General features: G+C 76.8%; 24 protein-coding genes, 4 tRNA genes and 1 pseudogene. 18 read left to right on the forward strand and 11 right to left on the reverse strand.

Annotated elements, in window-relative coordinates:
* Nucleotides 1–509: 509 nt before the first annotated feature.
* The 5 genes and pseudogenes from G1H19_RS24830 to G1H19_RS02875 all read left to right on the forward strand — a co-directional run.
* A pseudogene (locus tag G1H19_RS24830) lies at nt 510–758 on the forward strand (molybdopterin-dependent oxidoreductase); the annotation flags it as partial.
* 47 nt (nt 759–805) lie between these two features.
* On the forward strand, nt 806–970 hold the full coding sequence (locus tag G1H19_RS24835; RefSeq protein ID WP_407647156.1) for a molybdopterin-dependent oxidoreductase: 165 nt from the start codon (nt 806–808) through the stop codon (nt 968–970).
* 126 nt (nt 971–1,096) lie between these two features.
* Nucleotides 1,097–1,567, forward strand: coding sequence for a hypothetical protein (locus G1H19_RS02865; protein WP_152730174.1), 471 nt, complete (start codon nt 1,097–1,099; stop codon nt 1,565–1,567).
* A gap of 101 nt (nt 1,568–1,668) precedes the next feature.
* Nucleotides 1,669–2,430 carry a hypothetical protein gene (locus G1H19_RS02870; protein WP_174277980.1) on the forward strand — a complete coding sequence of 254 codons (762 nt, stop codon included), beginning with the start codon at nt 1,669–1,671 and terminating at the stop codon, nt 2,428–2,430.
* 109 nt (nt 2,431–2,539) lie between these two features.
* Complete coding sequence (locus G1H19_RS02875) at nt 2,540–4,321, forward strand: bifunctional diguanylate cyclase/phosphodiesterase (protein ID WP_152730176.1); 1,782 nt, start codon at nt 2,540–2,542, stop codon at nt 4,319–4,321.
* Nucleotides 4,322–4,335: 14 nt separating this feature from the next.
* Here G1H19_RS02875 and G1H19_RS02880 read toward each other — a convergent pair whose 3' ends face one another.
* The 7 genes from G1H19_RS02880 to G1H19_RS02910 all read right to left on the reverse strand — a co-directional run bounded on the left by G1H19_RS02880 (nt 4,336) and on the right by G1H19_RS02910 (nt 9,608).
* A complete protein-coding gene (locus G1H19_RS02880; RefSeq protein WP_152730177.1) occupies nt 4,336–5,184 on the reverse strand; it encodes a hypothetical protein in 849 nt (282 codons plus the stop codon).
* A gap of 536 nt (nt 5,185–5,720) precedes the next feature.
* The gene (locus tag G1H19_RS02885; RefSeq protein WP_268895995.1) at nt 5,721–6,221 is read right to left on the reverse strand and encodes an AAA family ATPase; all 501 of its coding nucleotides are present in this window, start codon (nt 6,219–6,221) and stop codon (nt 5,721–5,723) included.
* 53 nt (nt 6,222–6,274) lie between these two features.
* Nucleotides 6,275–6,859, reverse strand: a complete 585-nt coding sequence (locus G1H19_RS02890; RefSeq protein ID WP_152730179.1) for a hypothetical protein — start codon at nt 6,857–6,859, stop codon at nt 6,275–6,277.
* Nucleotides 6,860–7,160: 301 nt separating this feature from the next.
* Nucleotides 7,161–7,233, reverse strand: a tRNA-Lys gene (locus tag G1H19_RS02895).
* A 53-nt stretch (nt 7,234–7,286) separates the two neighbouring features.
* The gene (locus G1H19_RS02900) at nt 7,287–8,144 is read right to left on the reverse strand and encodes a hypothetical protein (RefSeq protein ID WP_152730180.1); all 858 of its coding nucleotides are present in this window, start codon (nt 8,142–8,144) and stop codon (nt 7,287–7,289) included.
* Nucleotides 8,145–8,176: 32 nt separating this feature from the next.
* A complete protein-coding gene (locus G1H19_RS02905) occupies nt 8,177–9,064 on the reverse strand; it encodes a Rieske (2Fe-2S) protein (protein WP_152730181.1) in 888 nt (295 codons plus the stop codon).
* A gap of 52 nt (nt 9,065–9,116) precedes the next feature.
* A complete protein-coding gene (locus G1H19_RS02910; protein ID WP_152730182.1) occupies nt 9,117–9,608 on the reverse strand; it encodes a hypothetical protein in 492 nt (163 codons plus the stop codon).
* A 212-nt stretch (nt 9,609–9,820) separates the two neighbouring features.
* Here G1H19_RS02910 and G1H19_RS02915 point away from each other — a divergent pair, with 212 nt between their 5' ends.
* Nucleotides 9,821–10,495: a GtrA family protein gene (locus G1H19_RS02915; protein WP_152730183.1), complete on the forward strand. Its 675-nt coding sequence runs from the start codon at nt 9,821–9,823 to the stop codon at nt 10,493–10,495.
* 75 nt (nt 10,496–10,570) lie between these two features.
* On the forward strand, nt 10,571–10,891 hold the full coding sequence (locus G1H19_RS02920; RefSeq protein ID WP_152730184.1) for a hypothetical protein: 321 nt from the start codon (nt 10,571–10,573) through the stop codon (nt 10,889–10,891).
* 16 nt (nt 10,892–10,907) lie between these two features.
* Here G1H19_RS02920 and G1H19_RS02925 read toward each other — a convergent pair whose 3' ends face one another.
* Nucleotides 10,908–11,528, reverse strand: coding sequence for an AMIN-like domain-containing (lipo)protein (locus G1H19_RS02925; protein WP_152730185.1), 621 nt, complete (start codon nt 11,526–11,528; stop codon nt 10,908–10,910).
* Between the two features lie 152 nt (nt 11,529–11,680).
* On the opposite strand from G1H19_RS02925, the gene G1H19_RS02930 reads away from it, so the two are divergent.
* The 11 genes from G1H19_RS02930 to G1H19_RS23790 all read left to right on the forward strand — a co-directional run bounded on the left by G1H19_RS02930 (nt 11,681) and on the right by G1H19_RS23790 (nt 20,180).
* Nucleotides 11,681–11,753, forward strand: a tRNA-Glu gene (locus G1H19_RS02930).
* Between the two features lie 52 nt (nt 11,754–11,805).
* Nucleotides 11,806–11,882 (forward strand) — tRNA-Asp (locus G1H19_RS02935).
* Nucleotides 11,883–11,917: 35 nt separating this feature from the next.
* A tRNA-Phe gene (locus G1H19_RS02940) sits at nt 11,918–11,991 on the forward strand.
* A gap of 164 nt (nt 11,992–12,155) precedes the next feature.
* Nucleotides 12,156–12,443, forward strand: a complete 288-nt coding sequence (locus tag G1H19_RS02945; RefSeq protein WP_152730186.1) for a hypothetical protein — start codon at nt 12,156–12,158, stop codon at nt 12,441–12,443.
* Nucleotides 12,440–13,360, forward strand: coding sequence for an FAD:protein FMN transferase (locus tag G1H19_RS02950; protein WP_162393157.1), 921 nt, complete (start codon nt 12,440–12,442; stop codon nt 13,358–13,360). The genes G1H19_RS02945 and G1H19_RS02950 overlap by 4 nt, the downstream gene beginning before the upstream one ends.
* A complete protein-coding gene (locus G1H19_RS02955) occupies nt 13,357–13,977 on the forward strand; it encodes a ferric reductase-like transmembrane domain-containing protein (protein ID WP_152730187.1) in 621 nt (206 codons plus the stop codon). Before G1H19_RS02950 ends, G1H19_RS02955 begins: the two co-directional genes overlap by 4 nt.
* Nucleotides 13,978–13,989: 12 nt before the next feature.
* Entirely contained in the window at nt 13,990–15,180 is a 1,191-nt protein-coding gene (locus G1H19_RS02960; protein WP_202925939.1) for an NADH-ubiquinone oxidoreductase-F iron-sulfur binding region domain-containing protein, read from the forward strand.
* A complete protein-coding gene (locus G1H19_RS02965) occupies nt 15,177–15,389 on the forward strand; it encodes a ferredoxin (protein WP_162393159.1) in 213 nt (70 codons plus the stop codon). The genes G1H19_RS02960 and G1H19_RS02965 overlap by 4 nt, the downstream gene beginning before the upstream one ends.
* A gap of 77 nt (nt 15,390–15,466) precedes the next feature.
* Nucleotides 15,467–16,225: a response regulator transcription factor gene (locus G1H19_RS02970; RefSeq protein WP_152730188.1), complete on the forward strand. Its 759-nt coding sequence runs from the start codon at nt 15,467–15,469 to the stop codon at nt 16,223–16,225.
* Nucleotides 16,225–17,898, forward strand: a complete 1,674-nt coding sequence (locus G1H19_RS02975; protein ID WP_152730189.1) for a sensor histidine kinase — start codon at nt 16,225–16,227, stop codon at nt 17,896–17,898. The genes G1H19_RS02970 and G1H19_RS02975 overlap by 1 nt, the downstream gene beginning before the upstream one ends.
* Nucleotides 17,899–18,428: 530 nt before the next feature.
* A complete protein-coding gene (locus G1H19_RS23790) occupies nt 18,429–20,180 on the forward strand; it encodes a hypothetical protein (protein WP_152730190.1) in 1,752 nt (583 codons plus the stop codon).
* Between the two features lie 36 nt (nt 20,181–20,216).
* Here G1H19_RS23790 and pcaC read toward each other — a convergent pair whose 3' ends face one another.
* From pcaC to pcaB, 3 genes are read right to left on the reverse strand one after another with little or no spacing between them, the layout of a single operon-like run.
* Entirely contained in the window at nt 20,217–20,621 is a 405-nt protein-coding gene (gene pcaC, locus G1H19_RS02985) for a 4-carboxymuconolactone decarboxylase (protein WP_152730191.1), read from the reverse strand.
* Entirely contained in the window at nt 20,618–21,406 is a 789-nt protein-coding gene (gene pcaD / locus G1H19_RS23795) for a 3-oxoadipate enol-lactonase (protein WP_174277978.1), read from the reverse strand. The genes pcaC and pcaD overlap by 4 nt, the downstream gene beginning before the upstream one ends.
* Nucleotides 21,403–22,776, reverse strand: a complete 1,374-nt coding sequence (gene pcaB, locus G1H19_RS02995) for a 3-carboxy-cis,cis-muconate cycloisomerase (protein ID WP_235928176.1) — start codon at nt 22,774–22,776, stop codon at nt 21,403–21,405. Before pcaB ends, pcaD begins: the two co-directional genes overlap by 4 nt.
* Nucleotides 22,777–22,793: the final 17 nt, after the last annotated feature.

A 22,793-nucleotide genomic window follows, 5' to 3' on the forward strand; every position in this document is an offset into this window, starting at 1 on the left:
CCGAGCTGACCGGTGCGGCCGGCGGCTGGGCGGTGGCCGCGGTGCACGGCGTGCTCGGCGTCCTGACGGTGCTGCTGCTGCCGTGGAAGCGCCGGGTGGTGCGCGCCGGGCTGCGCCGCCGTCGGGCCAGCCGCTGGCTCGCGCTGGTGATGGCGGCGCTCGCGCTGGCGACGATCGCGGTCGGCGTCGCGTCCTCGACCGGGCTGGTGACCTCGCTGGCCGGCCAGCACGTGCTCTGGGTGCACATCGCGCTGGCCGTGCTGCTGGCCCCGATGGTGGTGTGGCACGCCGTGGCCCGCGGCACCCGGCCGCGGCGGCCGGGCGGGGCGCGGACGCCGGGACGCGGGCACCTGCTGTCCCGGCGGGCCCTGCTGCGGGCCGGCACGCTGGGCGCGCTGGCCGTCGCCGGGTACGCCGCCGTCGAGGTCGCCGTCGACGTGGTGGGCCTGCCCGGCCGGCGACGCCGGTTCACCGGCTCGCACGAGGTCGGCTCGCTGCGGCCGGCGGCGATGCCCTCGACGATCTGGCTGGACGACCGGACCCCGGACGTCGCGACGGCGGACTGGCGCGTGACGGTGACCGGCGGCGGGGAGCTCACCGTCGGCCAGCTGCGCCGGCACCCCGCGCGCACCACCCGGCGGGTCACGCTGGACTGCACGTCCGGCTGGTTCTCCACCCAGGACTGGACCGGCGTCCCGCTGTCGGCCCTGCTGACCCCCGTCGCCGGCGCCGGAGCCCGGAGCGTGCTGGTGCGGTCCGCGACGGGCTACGCCACCGCTTCCCGCTGGACGACCTGGACCGGCTGCTGCTCGCCACCGACGCCGGGGACGCACCGCTGGCCGCCCGGCACGGCGCGCCGGTGCGCCTGGTCGCGCCGGGCCGGCGTGGCTTCTGGTGGGTGAAGTGGGTGACCTCGGTCGAGCTGTCCGACCGGCCCCCGTGGTGGCAGTCCCCCTTCCCGCTCAGCTGACGTCCCACTGTGGTCGCCTGACCACGTGCAGCGACGAGATCTGCCGTGCCGGGCGATGCGTCCTGTCACTTCCTGCGTCTGGTCTCCCGCGGGCCGGGGCCGCACAGTGGTCACCAGCTGCAACCGATGGAGAACACGCTGATGCGCCGCACGCTGCTCGTCGTCCTCACCGGCGCCACCGTCCTGCTGACCGGCTGCACCGGGACCGCGGACACCTCCGCGGGGACCCGCTCCGGCGTCGCGCCGTCCGAGGTCTCCTCGACCGACGACGCCGGCACCGAGGTCGTGCAGACCGTCGACGACACGGAGGCAGCACGCGACGCAGCCGCCCGGTCCGCCGAGGAGGCGGCCGCCGCCGAGGAGGCAGCCGCGGTGTCGGCCGCCCGCTCCGCCGCCGCCGACGAGGCCGAGGACGCCGGGTGCACCGGCAGCGCGTGCGACACCGACGCAGGCGCCGACCCCGCCGAGACGACCGAGGTCGAGCAGCCGTCGTTCTCCTGCGACGCCGGGCCGGACGGCCTGCCGATCTGCGAGGGCGACGTGCCCCGCTCCGTGGGGCCGTACTCCACGCCGGACGGCACCATCATGGGCCGCTGACCGGCGGCGCACCGCCTGCTTGACACCGGCACGGCACCGGCACGACCCTGCTCCCCACCGGGCGGTCACGACCCGGCCAGCCGCGGGCAGGGGGCACCGACATGCCGGGCCGGCGCGTGGACCCGCTGACCGTCACGGCCGCCGTGCTGGCGTTCACCGCCGCCGTCGGCTTCGCCGCGGTCGGGCCCGCGCAGGAGCCGGCACCGTCGTCCGCCGGCACCCCGGCGACCACCACCCCGCCGGCAGCCCGCCCCACGAGTTCGACGGCGACCTCGACCACGCCTCCCCCGGGCAGCCCTGCCCCGACCGGCGCCCCGCCGCCCGGCGTCGTCGGGGTGGGACTGCCGGTGGGCACGGCGCGGGTCGACATGGACGTCGTGTGGCTGGGGCAGGACATCCCGCTGGGCACCGACCGCTCCCTCGACGGCGCCGTCACCGCCTTCACCGAGTACGTCGTCTGGCTGGTCGGCTCCCCCGCGGCCGAGGTGTCCGGCGGGGCGTTCCGCCGGTTGTCGACCGGCACGGTGTACCCCGGGCTGGGCGACACGGTCGCGCTGCTCGCCGAGCCGGGGGGCCAGCGCTTCGAGGCCACCGCGGGTGCCTACCGGCGGCTGGGCTGGTCGGGGTCGGAGCAGACGCCGGACGCCGTGATGATCGAGGTGATCGCCCCCTACGGGGACACCTTCCAGGACCGCTGGCTCTGCATCGGCGGCCTGGTCACCTGGACGCCGGACGGCTGGCTGATCGACAGCATGCTGCCCCGCGAGGTCCGCCAGCCGTTCGACGGGGCCCGAACGCTGACCTCCGAGCAGAAGGCCACCCTGTTCGAAGGGCCCGGCTGGACGGAGTTCGCGGGCGCCTGACCTGCCCTACGGGGTGAGACGCGCCCGCCCCGGGGACTGCGTTGCTCCAGCCCGGGCGCTCGGCTGCCGTTCACGGTGGGGACGTCATCTGTCCCCACCGAGGTGGAGCATGCAGCCAGCCGTGTCACCCCTGTCCTTCCCCGATGCCTGCGCGCAGGTCGTCGCCACGCTGAAGACCTCTGCGCCGATGGCCTCCTGGTCGGTGTGCCAGCAGGTCGAGGACCGCCAGGTCTACCTGTACGTCAGCGACGACGCCTACGGCGCGGACGCCGGCGGCTCCCATGCCTGGTCGGAGTCGATCTGCCAGCAGATGATCGCCGGCGCGGGCCCACGGGTCGCCCCGGACGTGAGCGCGGTCCCGGCGTACGCGACCACGGTCATCGCCCGACGGAAGCCGATCGGCGCGTACGTCGGCATCCCGATCCGCGCCGCCGACGGCCGGCTCTTCGGCACGCTCTGCGGGCTGGACCCCCTCCCGCAGCAGGCCTCGCTGGCCGCCCAGGCGCCGCAGTTCGCCCTGATGGCGGCCCTGCTGGAGCAGGTGCTCCAGCGGGACGTGCTGCTGGCGCAGGCCCGGCAGCGGGAGGCCGAACGACTGCTGCGCGCCCGGCACGACGAGCTCACCGGCCTGCCCAACCGGGGCACGTTCCACCGCCGGCTGGCCGAGGCGCTCGACGCGCGGCGGACCGTGGCACGCAGCCTGTCGGTCCTGAAGGTCGACCTGGACGACTTCACCGCTGTCAACGACACCGTCGGGCACGCAGACGCCGACCAGCTGCTGGTCGACGTCGCCGGCCGGGTCGCCGCTCTGGTCCCCGACCGCGCCCTGCTCGCCCGGCTCGGCGGCGACCGGTTCGCCGTCCTGCTCGAGGACGGGGCCGACCCGGGCACCGTGGCGGCGCGGGTGCTGGCCGGTCTGGCCCGCCCCTTCACCGTCGCCGGTCTGGAAGTGACCGTGCGCGCCAGCATCGGCATCGGTGAGCTGCCGCACGGGCGCGGCGCGGTGCCGGCGGACACGCTGCTGACCCAGGCCGAGGTGGCGCTGCGGGCAGCCAAGCACCAGGGCAAGGGCCGCGCCGTGCACCACGACCCGGCCATGGCGTTGCCGGGGGCGGGTGACCTGCTGCTGCGGGAGCCGCTGCGTCGGGCGATCGCCGACGGGACCCTGCGGCTGCACTACCAGCCGGTCGTCGACCTGGACGGCGGCCCGGTCACCCGGTTCGAGGGGCTCGCCCGGTGGACGCACGACGGCGTCCCGATCGGCCCGGACGTCTTCGTGCCGGTCGCCGCGCGCAGCGGGCTGCTGCCCGCGCTGACCCAGGCGGTGCTCGAGCAGGCCTGCGCCCAGGCGGCCCGGTGGACCCGGGAGCGGGGCACCCCGATCACGATCGGGGTCAACGTCTGCCCGGTCGACCTGGTGGACCCGGCGTTCCCCGACCGGGTCGACGCCGCGCTGACCCGGCACGGGCTGCCGGCCGGGCAGCTGGTGCTCGAGGTGACCGAGGACGCACTGCTGGCCGACGTCGCCGCGGCCACGGCCGCCAGCCGCCGGCTGCGTGACCTGGGCGTGGAGCTGTCCCTGGACGACTTCGGCACCGGCTACTCCTCGCTGCTGCACCTGCGGTCGATCTCGCTGGGCAGCCTGAAGATCGACCGGGGCTTCGTGCGCGACGTGGACACCGACCCGGGGGCCGAGCGGTTCCTGCGGGCGCTGCTGGGGCTGGGCCGCGAGCTCGGCCTCGACGTGGTCGTGGAGGGGGTCGAGCGTCAGGCCCAGGCGGACCTGCTGCGCCGGCTGGGCTGCCGGCGCGCGCAGGGCTTCCTCTTCTCCCCGCCGCGGGACCCGTCCGAGGTCTGCTGGGACGGGGCCCGGGCCACCGTCGGCAGCTGACCCGGGCGGCGGGCTCAGGCGGCGCTGGTCACCAGCGAGCAGCCCGACGTGCCGACGGCCTCGACGGCGAACCCGAGCTGGGACAGCAGGTCGGCGACGGCCACGTTCATCGTCGACTGCACGGCGCTGCCCAGGGCGCTGCCGCGGACCTGCTCCACGCCCATCCGCTCGTGCTGGTGCCAGCTGACCAGCACCCCGCCGTGGCCGGGTGAGAGGCAGACGCCCCCGGCGGCGCCGTCCCCGGCACAGTCGTGCAGCGGCAGGCCGGCCTCCACCAGGGCGGCGGCCACCTCGACGACCAGCGTGGTGAGCGCGTCGTCGTCGGTGAGCAGCTCGTCCCAGACGTCGCCCAGCCGGTCCAGCTGCTCACCGAGGGCGACCAGCCATGCCTGCTCGGCGGGCTGCTGGCGGCGGACCCAGGTGCCGTCGGGCCGCAGGACGCCGTGCTCGACGCGGGCACCGATCGGGGCGTCGTCGGCGAACGTGGCCCACTCGGCGGCGATCCGGTCGGGGAAGGGCCCGGCCACGACCCGGATGCCGGGGGCGTCCGCGGTGTCGTCGAGCAGCCACCAGGCCGGGGGCGACGCCGGCTCGCCCAGCCGACGACCGGCCGGGTGGTGGGCGACACCGACGGCCGAGCGCTGCGCGGCCGGCTGCTGCCCGCCGTCCGCGGCGGCCGGGGCCCGCTGCGCGCCGGAGTGGGTCACGGCGTCCTGCGGGCCGGCAGCGGGTGCGGTGGCGCGCGCCGCGCGCACCTGGTTGCGCTCGAACTCGTAGCGGGCGGTGGAGCTGGCGCCGAGGACGACGACGAGGACAGCGAGCACGCAGAAGCCGACGACGGCGACGAGGGGCCAGAGCAGCATCACGCCACCTGCCCGGCAACGGTCGTGGGGCGGGCGCTCGGGTCACCGGTCCTGCTGCGCCAGGTGGCAGGGGGCGGTGCGGGCAGTGCGGTGGGCGCGTTCACGCGAGCTCCTCGGGCGGTCCCGTCGCGGCTGGGGAGTGCCGCTGACGTGTGCAGAACGTAGGCGCCACGGCGGGCCCGACGACGCCCCGGACGGCGTCGGTGACGGGCCCGACACCCAATCGTTGCGCTACCCGCCGCAGCAGCCGACGACCCGCATCGAGGTCGCCGCCTTGTCGACACGGCCCAGACCCAGGATCAGGGAATGCCCAGCTCACGGCCGAGTCGACATGGTTGTGACGGTCGCCGTGGAACGGCCGTCCGGGGGCGCGGCGTGGCGCTGGACCGGCGCGCCGGACGACACCCGCGGCCGCCCGCGCACGGGATGACCCGGCGCGCCGGTTGGTCACGCTCAGCGACGTCGGCGGCCCGCCGGCGACGCCAGTGCGAGCGGCCGGTGCGACTGCCCGGCGTGGCCGTCCACCGGATCCGCCGTCACGGCACCGGGTCGGCCGCGATGTCCTCCAGGGCCGCGACCACCGCCTCCAGCGGCTGGGTCGTGACGAGCTCGTGGTCGGCACCGGCACGCAGCAGCGGCTCCACCTCGGCGAGGTCGGCGGCGATCCGCGCGCGGTCCTCCGGACGTCGTCCGAAGGGGTTGGCGCGGTCGGCGACCCGGGCGAGGAGCACGTCGAGCGGTGCGCTGAGCAGCACGACGGCGTCGAAGCGGTCGTAGAGCGTGCCCTGGTTCGCCACGCACCCGGCGACGAACAGCCGGCCCGCCCGGTGCCCGGCCAGCAACGCCGAGACCCGCTCCAGGTCCCACGTCGGCTCGGCGCCGTCCGGCGTGGCGACGATCCAGCCCGGGTCGTCGGTGTCCACCACCCGGTGGCCCCGCCGGGCGAGCTCGGCCAGCACCGTCGACTTCCCGGTGCCGGACATCCCGGTCACCAGGACGGCGGAGCGTCGGACTCTGAGGCTCGGGTCCACGGTCACAGCCCAGCACGACGGGCGGGGACCACCGCCAGGGGTCCCGGCTGCGCGGCCGGTCAGCCACCGTCGCTGGCGGCCTCGACGTTGTCGCGGACGTGCCGGACGACGAGCTCCACGAGCGGGCGCAGCGTCGCCGTCGCCCGCAGCAGCTCGTGGCTGGGCCTGGTCCGCCCCGCGTCCAGGACGCCCAGTTCCCCGGCGCAGGCTGCCAGCGCCGCGTCCGCCGGCCCCCACCCGGGGTGCCATGACGTCGCCGCGTCCCGCTGTGTCCTCTCGACCGTCTCGTCGCGGTACCGCGGCCGGAGCCGGCTCCCGGTACGCGTCCAGCTGCCCCGCCGGACGTGCTCGGCGGCCAGGTCGAACTGGTCCACCCGCCCCCGCCGCAGCAGCGTCACCAGCGGCCGGCCGGGCGCGTGCAGCAGACGGTCTGCCGGGGGGAAGCCGGTCGGCCGGACGTCGTCGCCGGCGACGTCCCCGCGGACGGCCGTCGGGCGGCGGAGGGCCACGTCGAGGAGCAACGCCCCCCGGACGGCGATGCCGAGCACCAGGTCGTCGCTCAGCCGCCCGGTGGCGCCGAGCGCCAGGCTGGTCAGCCTCAGCGAGATCGCGTCGTCCCACTCCGCGTCCACGGACGACAGCATGCTCGTCGTCACGTCGGCGCCGGGGCGCTCACGCGTCCAGGCTGGTGAGCCAGTCCGTCAGGAGCGCGTCGACCTCGTCGGTGCCGCTCCTGACGGACTCAGTGACCGGTGGTGCGAGCGGTCCGAGGAGCGAGCTGGAGTCGCACGAGACAGGTCACGGTCTCCGCGCCGACGTTCCCGCGGGAACGTCGGCGAGCCTCGGATCCCGACCGCGTTCCCGCGGGAACGCCGCAGCCGCCGATGCACCCGCCGCGGGGCGCCCTGCAACCAGCAGGAAGACCGCTCCGCCGGTCGAGCGCGGTGGGCCCCGTGGGGATCGAACCCACAACCCGCGGATTAAAAGTCCGCTGCTCTGCCAGTTGAGCTAGAGGCCCGCGGCGGCCCCGAGCCCGGAGCCGACGCCCGCCAGTGTGCCAGCCGGGGCTGCTCAGCCGGCCGCGCACGCCCGGAGGTCGTAGGCCTGCAGCACCGCCCGGGCGGCGTCGTCGACGGGCAGGTCGACGGCGACCGGCGGCCGGTCGCCGACCACCACGGTCAGCGGGAACACGAACGGCTTCTTCGCGTCGGCCAGCGCGTGCGGGTCGCAGCGGGCGGCGGTGAACGCCACCGGCAGCTCCAGCGCCGGCCGGCCCGCGGCGAGGCTCGCGGGCAGCTCACCGGTGGGGTCGGCGTGGTAGAGCACGCTGCCGCCCAGCGCGGTCACCTGCACCGGTTCGTCGCCCGCGCGGCGGGTGAGCAGCACGGTCCCGGTGACGGCGTCGCCGGTGTCGGTGAGCGGGGTGAGCGTCACCGTCACCGCGGCGGCGAGCTGCTGGCGGGCGCACTCCTCGTCGAACACCTGCTGCAGCGTGCCGCCGGTCAGCGGCACCAGCACCTGCGCGGTGGAGCCGTCCGCCCGGCGCAGGTCCAGCGCGGCACCCGCCGGCCCGGCGGTGTCGGCACAGCGGGCACTGCCGTACCGCACCGGCAGGTCGATCGTCCGCCCGGCATCGATGTCGACGTCCACGGCGCGGGACGGGTCGGCGTCGAAGCCCGGTGACCGCAGTGCCACCGAGGTCACCGTGAACGGGCCGTCGCCGGTGTTGGTCACCCGCAGCTGGAACTGCCCGCCCACCGCCTCGTCGGTGCGCAGCCGCACCACCTCGGCCGAGATGCCGGGCACGGCCGGCAGCGACGCGACCACCGACGACGACGACGGGGCGGCGGGTTCGGCCGCCGGGGACGAGCAGCCGGCCACCGCCAGTGCCACCAGCAGCAGCACACACCGGACGCCGGCCCCGCTCATGCGGCGGAGCGTAGGCCCGGGCAGCGGGCCGGTCAGCCCTCCCGGTGCCGCCCGGCCAGCCGCGCCAGCACGTGACCGGCCTCGGTGCGCACCTCCAGCGGCTCCTGGGGCACGCCGGCCGGGCCCCGCACCGCGTCGCCGCCGTCCAGGTCGAACGCCGACTCGTGCCACGGGCAGACCAGGCAGTCGCGGCCGCCCACCTGCTCCACCCGGCCCTCGAACAGCGGCCCACCCAGGTGCGAGCACGCGCCCAGGAACACGCTGACCCGGCCACCGCGGCGCACCACCACCAGCGGCACGGGTGACCCGGCGGCGTCCCCGGTGCGCAGCGCCGGTCGCCCCTCGGGCAGGTCGTCCATCGGGCCCAGGTCGATCCAGTCGTGGCCGAGGGTCCGGGCCGCCGTCACCGAGTGCGAGGCCCCGGAGGACTGCGCGTAGGACATGTGACCGCCGATCGCCGCCGACCCACCGGCCAGCGTCAACCCGGCGTAGCTCAGCACCAGGCCGAGCCCGCCGGCCCCACGCCGGCGGGCGCGCAGCGACCCGACGTACAGCCCGAGCGCGACGACGTTCATCCCGGCGTGCAGCAGCCCCAGCCGGCGCACGCCCGGGTCCTGTTCCGACCAGTCCGCCGCACCGGCCATCGCCGTCGGCACGCTCGCGGCCACCCCGGTGGCGATCAGCGCCGTGGCGGCACGGCGGGTGGTGGGCAGCAGGTCCAGCACGCCGGCCGACAGCCACGTGCCCACCGGCACCTGGGCGAGCACCGGGTGCACCGGGTGGCCCAGCCACGTGCCGTGCAGCGCGTCCTTGAGCGCCTGCGGCCGCAGCACCGCGTTCACCGCGCGCTGCACCGGGCTCACGACCCTGTCCATCGACGAGACGTCGGCGATCCGGTCCAGCACGCTCAGCAGGCTCATGCGCCGCCCCTACCCTGCCGCTGCCCCGTCGACGCGCAGGTCGACCGCCCCTTCAGCCCAGCTCGCTCCAGTCCGCGCCGTCGACCGACGCGGCGATGGCAGCAGCCCCCAGCCGGTTGACCAGCAGCCCCACCTCGAACAGCGAGACCTGCGCGTCGGCCACCAGCGCGGCGGTGAGCTCCGCCGCGACCTCGCGCAGCTGCTCGGCCGGCGCGGGGGCGTCGTCCGGGAGCGGGTCGTCGGGCAGGCTCACCCACTGCTCGTCGACCTCGTCGATCAGCGTGGGCAGCCGCCGCATCAGGTCGTAGCAGTCCACCGCCAGCCGCCACCGCGCCCGCGCGGCGACGTCCGGCGCCGACCGGTCGGCGCTCGCTGCCCAACGCAGCAGCCGCACCACGTCACCCCACACGGCGTCGGAGACCACGCAGCGGACGGCGTCGGCCCCCGCTGGACGGCGGGCCAGCACCACGAGCCGGGCGACCTCGGGGTGGAACAGCCAGTCCGTCGGCGAGGTCGGGACGTCCGGTCGGTCCAGGGTGCCCATGTGCGGATGATCGGCGGACCGGCTGTGCGTAAAACGGCTGACGTGCTGTGGGCTTCCTGACAGTCTCATCCCGAGGGGTCGGGAAGATCTCATCCAGAGGGGTCAAGAGAACCGTTCCGCATCCCGATGGTGGGAATACACAACCGGTGTCCAGGTTGGATGCGAAGTACCCTCAGGCCACACCCGTCACAGCGCAGTCGACCGGAGCACCCATGACCTGCCCCACCCGCTACGCCGCCACCGCGGTGGACGTGCTGGGTCACGGCGTGGCGCGGGCGTGGGCGGCGTGCAGCAGAGCGGTGCGGTCGACGGGGTCACGGGTCGCCGGGTTCCTCCGGGGCAGCAGCACCGCCTCCCAGTTCGTCCGGTTCACCTTCGTCGGCGGCGTCTCCAGCGCCGTCTACGTGCTGCTGTTCCTGCTGCTCAGCGGCGTCGACGCCCAGACGGCGAACCTGGCGGGCGCGATCGGGTCGACCGTGTTGGCCAACGAGCTGCACCGGCTGCTCACCTTCCAGGCCGGCGGCCGGGTCACCTGGCTCACCGCCCAGCTCGAGGGCGGCGGGCTGGCCGTGGTCGGCCTCGTCGCCACGTCGGTCGGCCTGGCGGCACTCACCCAGGTCGTCGGCGAGACCTCCGCGGTCGTGCAGCTGCTGCTGATCGGCGCGGTCACCGGCAGCATCGGCCTGGTCCGCTTTGTGGCCCTGCGCGCCTGGGTGTTCAAGCCCGCGCCCGCCACCGGCGCCCCGGCCGCCGAGCAGCCGTCACCGGTCGCGGTGCCGGCCGCGTCGGCTGCCCGCGTGCCCTCGCCCCAGTCGACCCGGCCGGAGCTCACCACCGTCGGCGCCCGCACCGGGCGTGGCCGCGTGGGCACCGGAACCCCCGTCTGACCCACCCGGCGCAACACCCCGGGCGCCGTGCGCCGTCCTCTGCGCCGGCTGTGCGGGCGCCCTAGGGTCCTCGGCATGACGACGACCCGCACCCGCCTGGTCCTCGGACCCCTCGCCGGCGCGCTCGCCGTGCTGTCGCTGACCGCCTGCACGTCGAGCAACGTGAGCTGCTCCGGCGGCTCCTGCACGGCCAGCCTGTCGGGCGAGGACGCCTCCGCGGAGATCCTCGGCCAGTCGCTGGCCTTCGCTGGCACGACCGACGGCCGGGCCGAGCTGCGCGTGGGCGACCAGAGCGTCTCCTGCTCCCAGGGCGAGAGCGTGCAGGCCGGGCCACTGTCCATCACCTGCACCTCGGTCACCGACGACGGCATCGAGGTCACCGCCAGCCTCAGCTGACCACGACCGGCGGGGGTCAGCCGGCGTCGGCCACGTCGACCACCACCCTCGTCGGCCCGGTCAGGGTGAAGACCCGGAACGGGGCACGCGCCGACGTCCCGACGAAGGCGGTGGACAGGCCCTCGAAGGTCGCATCGAACACCACCCCCGCCACGCGACCGGTGTCCGGGGCGGTGAGCGGCTCGGGCCCGGACCACTCCGTCACGCCCGTCTCGTACGGGTAGCCGACGCCGCCGAGCGTCACCTGGAGAACCTCGGCTCCGGGCACGTCGACCACCTCACCGCTGCCCTGCGACGTCGCCTGCTCGGCGTAGCGCACGTCCCAGCTGGGCTCTCCGGTGCCGCCGAACTCGAACACCACGCGGTCGAAGCCGTCCTGCGCCGCCACCCGGACGTCGGAGACGGTCAGCCCGCCGCCGGCCACCGGCCCGCCGTCGCTGGCGTCCGGCTCGGCGTCCGCGGGGAAGGGGGGCTCGCCCGTGACCGCCGGCCCTCCCGGTCCGCCGGACGACGGCGCTGCCGGCGACGGGGAGGCAGTGGCGCTGCCGGTCGCGCCGGCGTTCTCGGTGCCCTGGTCGGCCGTGCAGCCCGCGGCCAGTACACCCGCGACGACGAGGACGGCGTAGGGACGCTTCATGCCGTCAGCTTGTCACCGTCCGCACACGCTGCGTGCGTCATCCGAGCTCGTGTCCGCCGGCCGACACCGCGGACACGGCGGACACTCCCAGGGGGGTGGTCACGGGGACCGGAGGGGCCATGTATGGTTCTCACTGCCTCCAGCGACCACGAGCCCCCATCGTCTAGCGGTCCAGGACGCCGCCCTTTCAAGGCGGTAGCACGGGTTCGAACCCCGTTGGGGGCACGCAGTACGGCACGATCGCACAGCTCCTCAGCACTGCACAGCACCACATCAAGGCCCTGTAGCGCAGTTGGTTAGCGCGCCGCCCTGTCACGGCGGAGGTCGCGGGTTCGAGTCCCGTCAGGGTCGCCAGCAGGCGCCAGCGCACGACGCTGGCCCCGGTGCTGGGCCAGGTAGCTCAGTCGGTACGAGCGCTCGCCTGAAAAGCGAGAGGTCGGCGGTTCGACCCCGCCCCTGGCCACCCCTCCACGCACGACCGGCCGCGAGCCCACCCCGCAGTGCCGACCCGCCAGCGTCGTCCACCGGCACCCTCACACCCTGGCCACAGGCGAGCCCCAGGCCACGCCGTACCGCCGCACCCATCGTCCTCGGTGACCGACGCCGTCGACCAGGGGAGAAGCCGCGATGACGGACTCGCCGCACGTGCAGCACCCGGACGCCGCAGGCCGGACCGAGGCCGTGGCCGCGCGCGAGCGAGGCCTGCGCCGGCTGCGGGTCCTCACCGCGTCACTGGCCGCCGCGGTGGTGGTGGGCACCGGCGCGCTCACCGTGGCCGTCGCGTCGGACACCGAGGCCGCGACGACGGGCACCGACCCGGCCGACGGCAGCACGCAGGCGGGCGGGATCGCGGCCGGGGACGCGCCCGGGGCGTCCACCGGCCACCACGCGGACGCCTCCAGCGGCGCCTCGTGACCGCCGCCGCCGAGTGGTCGGCCTGGACCTGCCGGGTGCGCCTGGTCGTCACCGACCCGGCGGCCCTCGCGCCGGGCCGGGCGCTGCTGACCCGCCGGATGGCCGCGGTCGACCGGGCCTGCAGCCGGTTCCGGGCCGACTCGGAGCTGTCCCTGCTCGGTCGCGCCGGTGGTGGGTGGACCCCGGTCAGCCCGTTGCTGGCCGAGGCCCTCGCGGTCGCACTCCGCGCCGCCGAGCTCACCGACGGGGACGTCGACCCGACCGTGGGCGGGGCCCTGGTGTCCCTCGCCCACGACGGTGACCCGCTCGGGACCGGCGCCCGCGCCGAGCCCGCGGTGGTGCCGGCGCCCGGCTGGCACACCGTCGAGCTGGACCGGGCGGCCGGCCGGGTGCGGGTGCCCGCGGGGGTGCTGCTCGACCTGGGGGCCACCGCGAAGGCGTGGACCGCCGACCGGGCCGCGGCGGAGATCACCGCGGCGACCGGCAGCGGCGTGCTCGTCGCCATCGGCGGGGACGTCGCCGTGGCAGGCCCCGCCCCGGCCGGGGGCTGGCGGGTGCGAGTCGAGGACGTGACCGCCCCACTGGACCGCCGCCCGACCGGCCCGTGCGCCGTGGTGACCGTGCGCTCCGGTGGCCTGGCCACCTCCGGCACCCGTGCCCGGCGCTGGCAGCAGGCCGGACTGCACCTGCACCACCTGCTCGACCCGCGCACCGGCCTGCCCGCCCGGCCCGTCTGGCGCACCGTCTCGGTGGCGGCCGGCAGCTGCGTGGACGCCAACACCGTGAGCACCGCGACCGTGGTGCGCGGCGACGGGGCCTGGCCGTGGCTGCGGGCGGTCCGGGTACCGGCCCGGCTGGTCACCGAGGACGGCGCGGTGCTCACCGTCGGCGGCTGGCCCGCGGAGTCGGCCGCATGAGCGACAGCAGCCTGCTCTGGTACCTGAACCGGTCGACCGGGCTGGTCCTGCTGCTGACGATGACGCTCACGATCGTGCTGGGTGTCGCGGTGCAGCGGCAGGCCCGGCTGCCCGGCCTGCCCCGGTTCGGCGTCGTCGGCCTGCACCGTTCCGTCGCGCTGCTCTCCGCGGTGCTGCTGGCCGTGCACGTGGTCACCGCGGTGGTCGACGGCTACGTGGACGTCGGCCCGGTCGACGCCGTGGTGCCGTACATCAGCGGCTACCGCACGCCCTGGGTGGGCCTGGGCACGATCGCCCTGGACCTCGTGCTGCTCGTGGTGGGCACCAGCCTGCTGCGCGGCAGGCTGCCCGCCGGGCTGTGGCGGGCCGTGCACCTGACGTCGTACCTGCTCTGGCCGATCGCCTTCCTGCACGGCCTGGGCACCGGCACCGACCTGGGGTCCGGCTGGGCCCTCGTCCCGGCGGTCGGGTGCGCAGTGGCCGTGCTGGCAGCCTCCGCCGTCGCGCTGGGCTCCCGACTGCGGACGCTGCCCGCCGCCGAGCGGGCACGCGCCGCGCTGGCCGCCTCGTCCCCCGTCGCCGGCGGCACACCCGTCGGCACCTTCCGGAACGGCTGAACGGTGACCGCTGTGCTCTCCCCCGGTTTGCTTGCCGCCGGCGACCCGACCCTCGCCACCCACCTCGCGGTGCACGGACCGCTGCGGCCGCCAGCACCGGACGCGGTCGCCGACCTGGCGGCCGCGCACGGCCTGACCGGCCGCGGCGGCGCGGGCTTCCCGGTCGCGGTCAAGCTCCGCGCGGTGGCCGGTGCGGCGCACGCCGGCCGGCGCCGGGCGGTCGTCGTCGGCAACGGGGCGGAGGGCGAGCCCGCCGCGCACAAGGACGCCGTGCTGCTCGCCCGGGCACCGCACCTCGTGCTCGACGGGCTGCAGCTGGTCGCTGCGGCGACCGGCGCCGACGACGCCGTGCTCGCCGTCCCCGGGCCGGTCGTGGCGGTGCTGGAGCGGCACCTCGCGGAGCGGGCCGACCCGGTGCCCGTGCGGCTGGTCGCCGTGCCCGACCGGTTCCTGGCCGGTGAGGAGTCCGCGCTGGTGTCGGTCGTGGACGGCGGCCCGCCGCTGCCCCGCAGCAAGCGCCCCCCGGTGCGGGAACGCGGAGTGGCCGGGCGGCCCTCCCTGGTGCAGAACGTCGAGACGCTGGCCCGGCTGGCGCTGCTGGCCCGGGGCGACCGGCGGGCCGCGGCGGGCGTTCTGGTCACCCGGCACGCCGCCGGGCTGCCCGTCGACGTCGCCGACGTCCCGCTCACCGCCCGGCTGGACGCGGTGCTCCCGCTCGCCACCGGCGTGCAGGCCGTGCTGGTGGGCGGGTACCACGGCAGCTGGCTGACCGTCGGGACCGCCGCCGGGGTGACGCTGGAGCCGGCGGAGCTGGCCGGCGTGGGCGCCGCGCTGGGCGCCGGGGTGCTGGCCGCGCTGCCCGAGGACCGCTGCGGCCTCGTCGAGACCGCCCGGGTCGTCGGCCACCTGGCCGAGCAGTCGGCAGGCCGTTGCGGGCCCTGCCTGAACGGGCTGCCCCGGATCGCCGCGGCGCTGCAGGCGCTGGCCCGGCCCGGCCCGCCGCACCCGGGACTGCTGGCCGACCTGGGCCGCTGGTGCGGCCTCGTCGTGGGCCGCGGGGCGTGCTCGCACCCCGACGGCAGCGTGCGCCTGGTCGCCAGCGCGCTGCGGGTCTTCGAGCCCGAGCTGGCGGTGCACGCGTCCGGCTGCTGCCGCGCCCGCCCGGGCACCGCCCCGTTCCTGCCGCTGGGGAGCGGGGCGTGAGCCGGGCCGAGCGCCTGGTCCTGGACCCGATCGGCTGCCGGGGTCACGGGGTGTGCGCCGAGCTGCTGCCCGAGCGGATCACCCTGGACGAGTGGGGGTTCCCCCTGCTGGCACCCGGCGACCTCCCGGCCGGGCTGCACCGCAGCGCCCGGCGCGCCGTCGCCGCCTGCCCGGCGCGAGCCCTGGACCTGGACGTGGAGCGGCACTGAGGCCCGCACCGGGCACCTCCAGCCACTTCCTGGCGCGCACACAGGGAACGGGCAGGGTCGGCTCGCACAGTGTGCCCATGACGACGACCGCAGCGCCCGTGTCCCAGTCCCCCGCGAGCACCGCCCGCGCCCAGCTCACCCGGCCGGACGGCTCCGCCCTCCGGGTGCTGGTCGTCGACGACGAGCAGTCGCTGTGCGAGCTGCTGTCGATGGCGCTGCGGTACGAGGGCTGGGAGGTGCGCACCGCGGTCAGCGGCGCCGCCGCCGTCACCCAGGCACGCGAGTTCCGCCCGGACGCCGTCGTCCTGGACGTGATGCTGCCCGACATGGACGGCCTGGAGGTGCTGCGCCGGCTGCGCGCGGACCAGCCGCTGGTGCCGGTGGTCTTCCTGACCGCCCGGGACGCCGTGGAGGACCGCATCGCCGGGCTCACCGCCGGCGGCGACGACTACGTGACCAAGCCGTTCAGCCTGGAGGAGGTCGCGGCACGTCTCCGTGGACTGCTGCGCCGCACCAGCCGTACCGTGTCCGACGACGGGTTGCTCGTGGTGGGCGACCTGACCCTGGACGAGGAGAGCCACGAGGTGACCCGCGGCGGCACCGACATCCGGCTCACCGCCACCGAGTTCGAGCTGCTCCGCTACCTGATGCGCAACCCGAAGCGGGTGCTGTCGAAGGCGCAGATCCTGGACCGGGTGTGGCAGTACGACTTCGGCGGCCAGGGCAACATCGTCGAGCTCTACATCTCCTACCTGCGCCGCAAGATCGACGCCGGCCGCAGCCCGATGATCCACACCCTGCGGGGCGCGGGTTACGTGATCAAGCCAGCCGTCTGATGGCGGAGCGGTCCGCGCCCCCCTCGACGCAGCGACGCCTGTCGCTGCGGGCGCGGCTGCTCCTCGCGTTCTTCGTCCCGCTGGTCGTCGCCCTCGCCCTCGTCGCCCTCGTGGCGACGACGGCGGTGCAGCGCGAGCTCCGGTCCCAGGTGGACAGCCGGCTCGCCGACGCCGTCAGCCGGGCCGCCATGGTCGACGACCGCGACCCACCCCCCATGGCGTCGCCCGGCGGCCGCGACGACGGCGGCGATGGCGATGGCGACGGGTACCCCGGCCCGGAGTTCCTCGGGGTGCGCGGTCAGGACGCGCAGACCCTGGGCGCCCGCGTCGTCCAGGGCGTCTGCACGCAGGCCGGCGTCATCGGCGACCGCGGCACCGACGTCGAGCTCACCACCGCCCAGAAGGCACTCGTGGCCGGGCTGGCGCCGGACGAGGGCCCGCAGACCGTGGACCTCGGCGGCGAGCTGGGCAGCTACCGGGTCGTGGCCCGCAGCAGCACCACCGCCCCCGGCACGGTCGACGTCCTGGGGCTGCCCCTGGGACGCACCGAGCAGGCGGTCGGCAACCTGGTCGCCGTCGAGATCGCCATCGGCACCGTGGCCCTGGTGGGCGCCATGCTCACCGCCTACCTGGTCATCCGTCGCACGCTGCGCCCGCTGCACCGGGTGGCCACCACCGCCACCCGCGTCGCGGAGCTCCCGCTGTCCAGCGGTGAGGTGCGCCTCGTGGAGCGGGTGCCGCCCGCCGACACCGACACGCACACCGAGGTCGGCCAGGTGGGCGCGGCCCTGAACCGGCTGCTGGACCACGTCGAGACGTCGCTGGCCGCCCGGCAGGCCTCGGAGACCCAGGTGCGCCAGTTCGTCGCCGACGCCAGCCACGAGCTGCGCACCCCGCTGGCCTCGATCCGCGGCTACTCCGAGCTGGTGCGGCGCAGCGGCACCGAGGTGCCCCCGGACGTCGGTCACGCGCTGCGCCGGGTGGAGTCCGAGGCGGTGCGCATGTCGGTGCTGGTCGACGACCTGCTGCTGCTCGCCCGGCTCGACGCCGGCCGGGAGATCACCGCCGGCGAGGTCGACCTCTCCGCCCTGGCGGTGGACACCGTCAGTGACGCGCACGCCGCCGGGCCCGGCCACCACTGGCGCCTCGACCTGCCCGACGCCGGCGTGCTGGTGCCCGGCGACGAGCCTCGGCTGCACCAGGTGCTGGCCAACCTGCTGGCCAACACCCGCACGCACACCCCCGCGGGCACCACCGCGACCGTGCGGCTGCGGACCGAGGGCGACTGGGCGGTGCTGCAGGTCGTCGACGACGGCCCCGGCATCCCGCCCGAGCTGGTCGGGCACGTGTTCGAGCGGTTCGCCCGGGGCGACTCGTCCCGCGGCCGGGAGGCCGGCAGCACCGGCCTCGGCCTGGCCATCGTGCACGCGGTGGTGGCCGCGCACGGCGGCACCGTGCAGGTGCAGAGCGTGCCGGGGTGCACCACGTTCACCGTCCGGCTGCCGGGTGCGGTGCTCGCCCCCGCCGACCAGGACCCCGAGTCCGAGGCCGACCCGGACGACGAGCCGGACACTGGTCCTCTGTCCGGAGCCCCCGAGGACGCCGCCGCCGAGACTGCCGCCGGCGCCCGGCGGCCGGTCGCCCTGCGCACCGACGGGCACGCCGCCGACTGAGCGGCCCGCGCGGCGCCACCCCTACGGAGGAGACCTGCCACGCAGGTGCCGCGGCAGCTTGGAGGGCGCTGTCCGGGTCGGTTAGCGTCGGCGGACTGGCCGGCTGGCGGATCGTGGACCGGCCGGGCGCAGCAGCTCCCGGAGGAAGCGTGTCCGAGCACGGCGGAGAACGACCGAGGCAGGACCAGGTCCCGGGGGGACAGGGTGCCGACGAGCACCGGCCGGACGGTGGGCCGGCTGCGCCCGCGCCGGCCGACCCCGCCGGCCCGGACGCGGTGGCCGACATCCGGCGGCTGGCGCCCCCACCGCCGCCTCCGGCGGCCGGACGCACCCAGCTCCCGCACGGCAGTCACCCCCAGGGCGGGCAGCCGTCCGGCGGTCAGGCGTACGGCCAGCAGCCTCCCGGCGGGCAGCCGGGCCCCTGGACCGGGCAGCAGGCCCCGGGCCAGCAGCCGGCGTGGCAGCAGCCGGCCGGGGACCCCGACCCGTGGCAGCCCGCCACCCCGGCCCCGCCCTCGTGGGACCGCACCGTGCAGCAGCCCGCACCCGGTCCCGGCCGGGGCGGGCAGGCCGAGGGTCAGCCGGAGTGGGGCCAGCCCGCCGGTCCGCCGTCCGGCTGGGGGGCCGCGGCCCCGACCCAGCAGCCCGGGCAGGGCTGGGGTCAGGCCGCCCCCGCCGGCGGCTGGGGCCAGCAGGCCGGCGCCCCGCCGGCCTGGGAGCAGCCGGCTGGCGCCCCGCCGGCATGGGGGCAGGCCCCGGGCGCCCCGCCGGCGTGGGGGCAGCCGGCCGGCGGCCCGCAGTCGTGGGGACAGCCCGGTGCGCCGGCCGGCTGGCCGGCCGACGACCAGCAGCAGACCCGCGTGCAGCAGGCGGCGCCGGGCCTGTCGGCGACCGCCTGGGTGCCGCCGATCGCCACCCCCCGGCGCTCGAAGCGCCCGCTGCTCATCGGACTCGCCGCGGTGGTGGTGCTCGCACTGGTGGCCGGCGGGCTGTTCCTGCTGCTGCGCCCGGACTCCCCGACGTGGGACGGGCGCACCATCGCCCAGCCCGAGTCCGTGCTCTCCGACGCCGAGCAGGCACTGACCGCCTACGCCGAGGAGCGCAACGGCGTCACCAACGACTCCTCGGCCTGCTGGTTCGAGGAGACCGGCGACGGCTCCGACGTGCGGGACTCGGCCGTGTGCGGGCCGGTGCTCTTCGTGGACGGCGACCCCGAGCAGGCCTACCTGCGCTTCGGTCTCACCGCCGACGACGGCAGCGGCGACGCCCGGCTGACCGTCAGCGACGAGCCGGAGAGCCCCGACCCGTCGGCGCTGCCGAACAGCGAGCTGCTCACCCGGCCCGACGGGCGCACCCCGCCGGACGGCGCCGGCGGCCTGGAGGTGCCCACCGCACCCGCGGCCGACCCGGGCGCGGTGCTCGCCGGCCCCTTCGAGGACCTCGACTTCACCGAGCCCACCGGACCCGCGACGCTCGTCGGCCCGGCCGCGGCGATCACCGTCACCGGCCTCGCCCGCCCCGACCGGGTCGGCAACGGCGACGACGCCCGCCGCCCGGCCGACGGCGAGGTGTTCCTGGCCGTCCGCTACACCGTGGAGGGCGGCGCCGGCGTCTCCGACGTCCCGCCGTCGCTGGGCTACCGGGTCGGCGAGGCCGACACCGTGCCCGTCGACCCGGCCCTGGTCACGCCGGGAGCCACGGTCGAGGCGGTGGTCAGCGCGCCGGCCGACGTCACGCTGGCCGACCTGGTCGTCGTGGACGGCGCGTTCACCCAGACGCTGTCGCTGCTGGACGGCGCCCCCGGGGCGGGCAACATCGTGGTGCTGACCCGCACGAACGTGAGCCAGCTGGTCGACGCCAACCAGTCGCTGTCGGGCAACGGCACCTCCCCCGGCCTGCCGGTGCCCACGCCGGTGACGCTGTCGGTCACCGTCAACGAGGTGCGCCTGCAGTGGTTCCCCGGGACCGGCGTCACCGTCTACCCCTCGGCCCCGGACCGGGCGTTCCTGATGCTGGACGAGGAGGGCACCACCGGGCTGCCCGGGTCGACCAGTGGCCGCTCGCCGTCCTCGCTGTGGTCGCTGGTGCTGCCCGACGGCACCGTCGTGGGCTCCCAGGACCTCGCCGCGGACCCGCTGTTCATCGCCACCGGCTTCGACGTCCCGGCCGACTTCACCACCGGCACGCTGGTGTTCGGCGGCGTCGGCACCTACGTGGACGGCGGCGTGCTCGACTTCGGCGGCGCGACCGTCCAGTTCCCGGTCGAGATCCCGGCCGGCTAGCGGGACGGGCCCGGCTGCCCGGCAGCCGGGCCGGGCTCAGCCCCGCAGCTCCGCGAGCAGCGGCTTGGCCACCGCGAGGGCGTGGTTGGCCGCCGGGACGCCCGCGTAGACGGCGGTGTGCAGGCACACCTCGGCGATCTCGGCGTCCGTGAGGCCGTTGTGCACGGCCGCCTTCACGTGCAGCGCGAACTCGTCCCAGTGCCGCAGCGACGCGGTGATGGCCAGGGTCAGCATGCTGCGCTCGCGCAGGTCCAGCCCCGGCCGCTGCCACACGTCGCCCCAGGCCACCCGGGTGATGAAGTCCTGGAAGTCCGCGGTCAGCGGCGTGACGCCGGCGACGGCGCGGTCGACGTGCTCGTCGCCCAGCACCTCGCGCCGGGTGCGCATGCCGGCCGCGCGCCGCTCGTCGTCGGTGGTGGGCGGGTTCTCGGGGTCGGTCATCGGGGTCCTCCGGTGAAGTGGGCGAGCAGCGCGTCGCTCACCCGTCGGTCCTGCTCCAGGTTGGCCAGGTGCGCCGCGGGCGACAGGGTGAGCAGCTCGGCGCCCGGTATCGGCCCGGCGATGGCCTCCTGGTGCTCCGGCGGCAGCGCCGGGTCGTCCGCGCCGGACACCACCAGGGTGGGCGCGGTGATCCGGGGCAGGTCCGGGCGCAGGTCCAGGTCGGCGATGGCCGCGCAGCAGGCGGCGTAGCCCTCGTCGGAGGTGCCGGCGACCATGGCCCGCAGCCGGTCCACCAGCTCCGGGTGGGCGGCCGCGTAGGCCGGCGTCAGCCACCGGCCGACCACCGTCTCGGCCAGCGAGCCGGTGCCGGCGGACCGGACGGTGGCGGCCCGCTCCAGCCAGCCCTCCCGGTTGCCGGGGTACGCCGAGCTGCACAGCACCGCCAGCCGGTCGACCCGCTCCGGCTCGCGCGCCGCCAGCCGCAGCGCCGTCATGCCGCCGATCGACAACCCGGCCACGTGCACGCGGCCCAGGTTGAGCCGGTCCAGCAGGGCCACGACGTCGTCGACGAGGTCGTCGACGGTGGCCCCGCCGGTGCCCGGGCCGTCCCCGACCGGGGACCGGCCGTGGCCCCGGGTGTCGTAGCGCACCACCTGCAGGTGCTCGGCGAGCACCGGCACCTGGGGGTCCCACATCTCCAGGGTGGAGCCCAGCGAGTTCGACAGCAGCACGGCGGGCGCGCCCGCCGGGCCCTCCACGGTCGCGTGCACCTCGACGGCGGTCACTCGGTCCTCGTCTCTGCCGGGGTGTTCTCGGACGGGTACGGGCCGGCCGCGCTCTGCGCGCGCACCACGTGCCGGGCCAGCACGGCGTCGACCTGGGCCGCGGCCTCGCCGACGTCCGGCGTGCTGTCGGCGACCAGCGCGGCGCCGTCCACGTCGCCGCGGGCCAGCACCACGTCGGTCAGCGGCAACCCGGTGACGGACGCCTCCCGCACGGCGGCGGCCGCCGCGTCGTGCGCGGCGGCACGACCCAGCGACGGCGTCAGCGCATCGGCCAGCGCGCCGGCCAGCTGCGGGTCGCCGGCGGCGGCGACGGTGGCGGCCATCCGGTCCACGTCGAACCGCAGCCCGCCCAGGCTGTCGGCCAGCCAGGCCGCCGCGGAGCCGACGCTGGTCAGCAGGTCACCCAGGGTGGGCCACTCGCTGTGCCAGGCACCGGCCGCGCGCTCGTGCTCCTGCTCCATCGCGGCCAGCAGGGTGGCCACCAGGCCGGGCGCCCGCCGGGCACAGGCCCGCGCCGAGATGGCGGCCACCGGGTTGCGCTTGTGCGGCATCGCCGAGGACCCGCCGCGCTGCTCACCGCTCTCCGCGGCCTCGGCGACCTCGCTCTGGGCGAGCAGCACGACGTCCAGCGCGACGGTGGCCAGCACGCCCGCCGCGGCACCCAGGGCGCCGGCCAGGTCGGCGACCGGCAACCGGACCGTGGCCCACGGCACCGGCGTGGTGGTCAGCCCGAGCTCCGCGGCCAGCGCCGCGCGCAGGTCGACCCCCGAGCCGCGGCTGGCCGCGAGCGTGCCCACCGCTCCCCCGTACTGCACCGGCAGGCCGGCGACGACGGCCCGCAACCGGTCGCGCGCGCCGTCCAGGCCGGCCAGCCAGCCGGCCGCCTTGAGCCCGGCCGTGGTGGGCAGCGCCTGCTGCATCAGCGTGCGGCCCATGACGACGTCGTCCCGGTGCTCGGCGGCCAGCCGGGCGGCGGCGTCCGCGGCGGCGGCGAGGTCGGCCTCGATGGCGGCCACGGCGCGGCGGGCCAGCAGCACCAGCGCGGTGTCCACGACGTCCTGGCTGGTGGCGCCCACGTGCACCGCGACGGCGGCCTGCGGGCCCACCGCCTGGGTCAGCAGCCGCACCAGCGGGGGCACCGGGTTGCCGGCGTCCGCCGACCGCTCGGCCAGGGTGGCCAGGTCGAGCCGCTCCGGGGCGGCGCAGGCCTCGGCGACGGCCTCCGCCGCCGTGGCCGGCACCAGGCCGGTGCGCGCCGCGGCCCGGGCCAGCGCCGCCTCGACCTCCAGCAGCGCGTGCAACCAGGCGGTGTCGGACACGGCCGCAGCCGCACCGCCGCGGGCGAACGTGCCGTCGAAGAGCCTGATCACGCGCCCATCCTGCCCAC

It is taken from the genome of Goekera deserti (assembly GCF_010685995.1).
GTDB classification, from domain to species: Bacteria; Actinomycetota; Actinomycetes; order Mycobacteriales; family Geodermatophilaceae; genus Goekera; species Goekera deserti.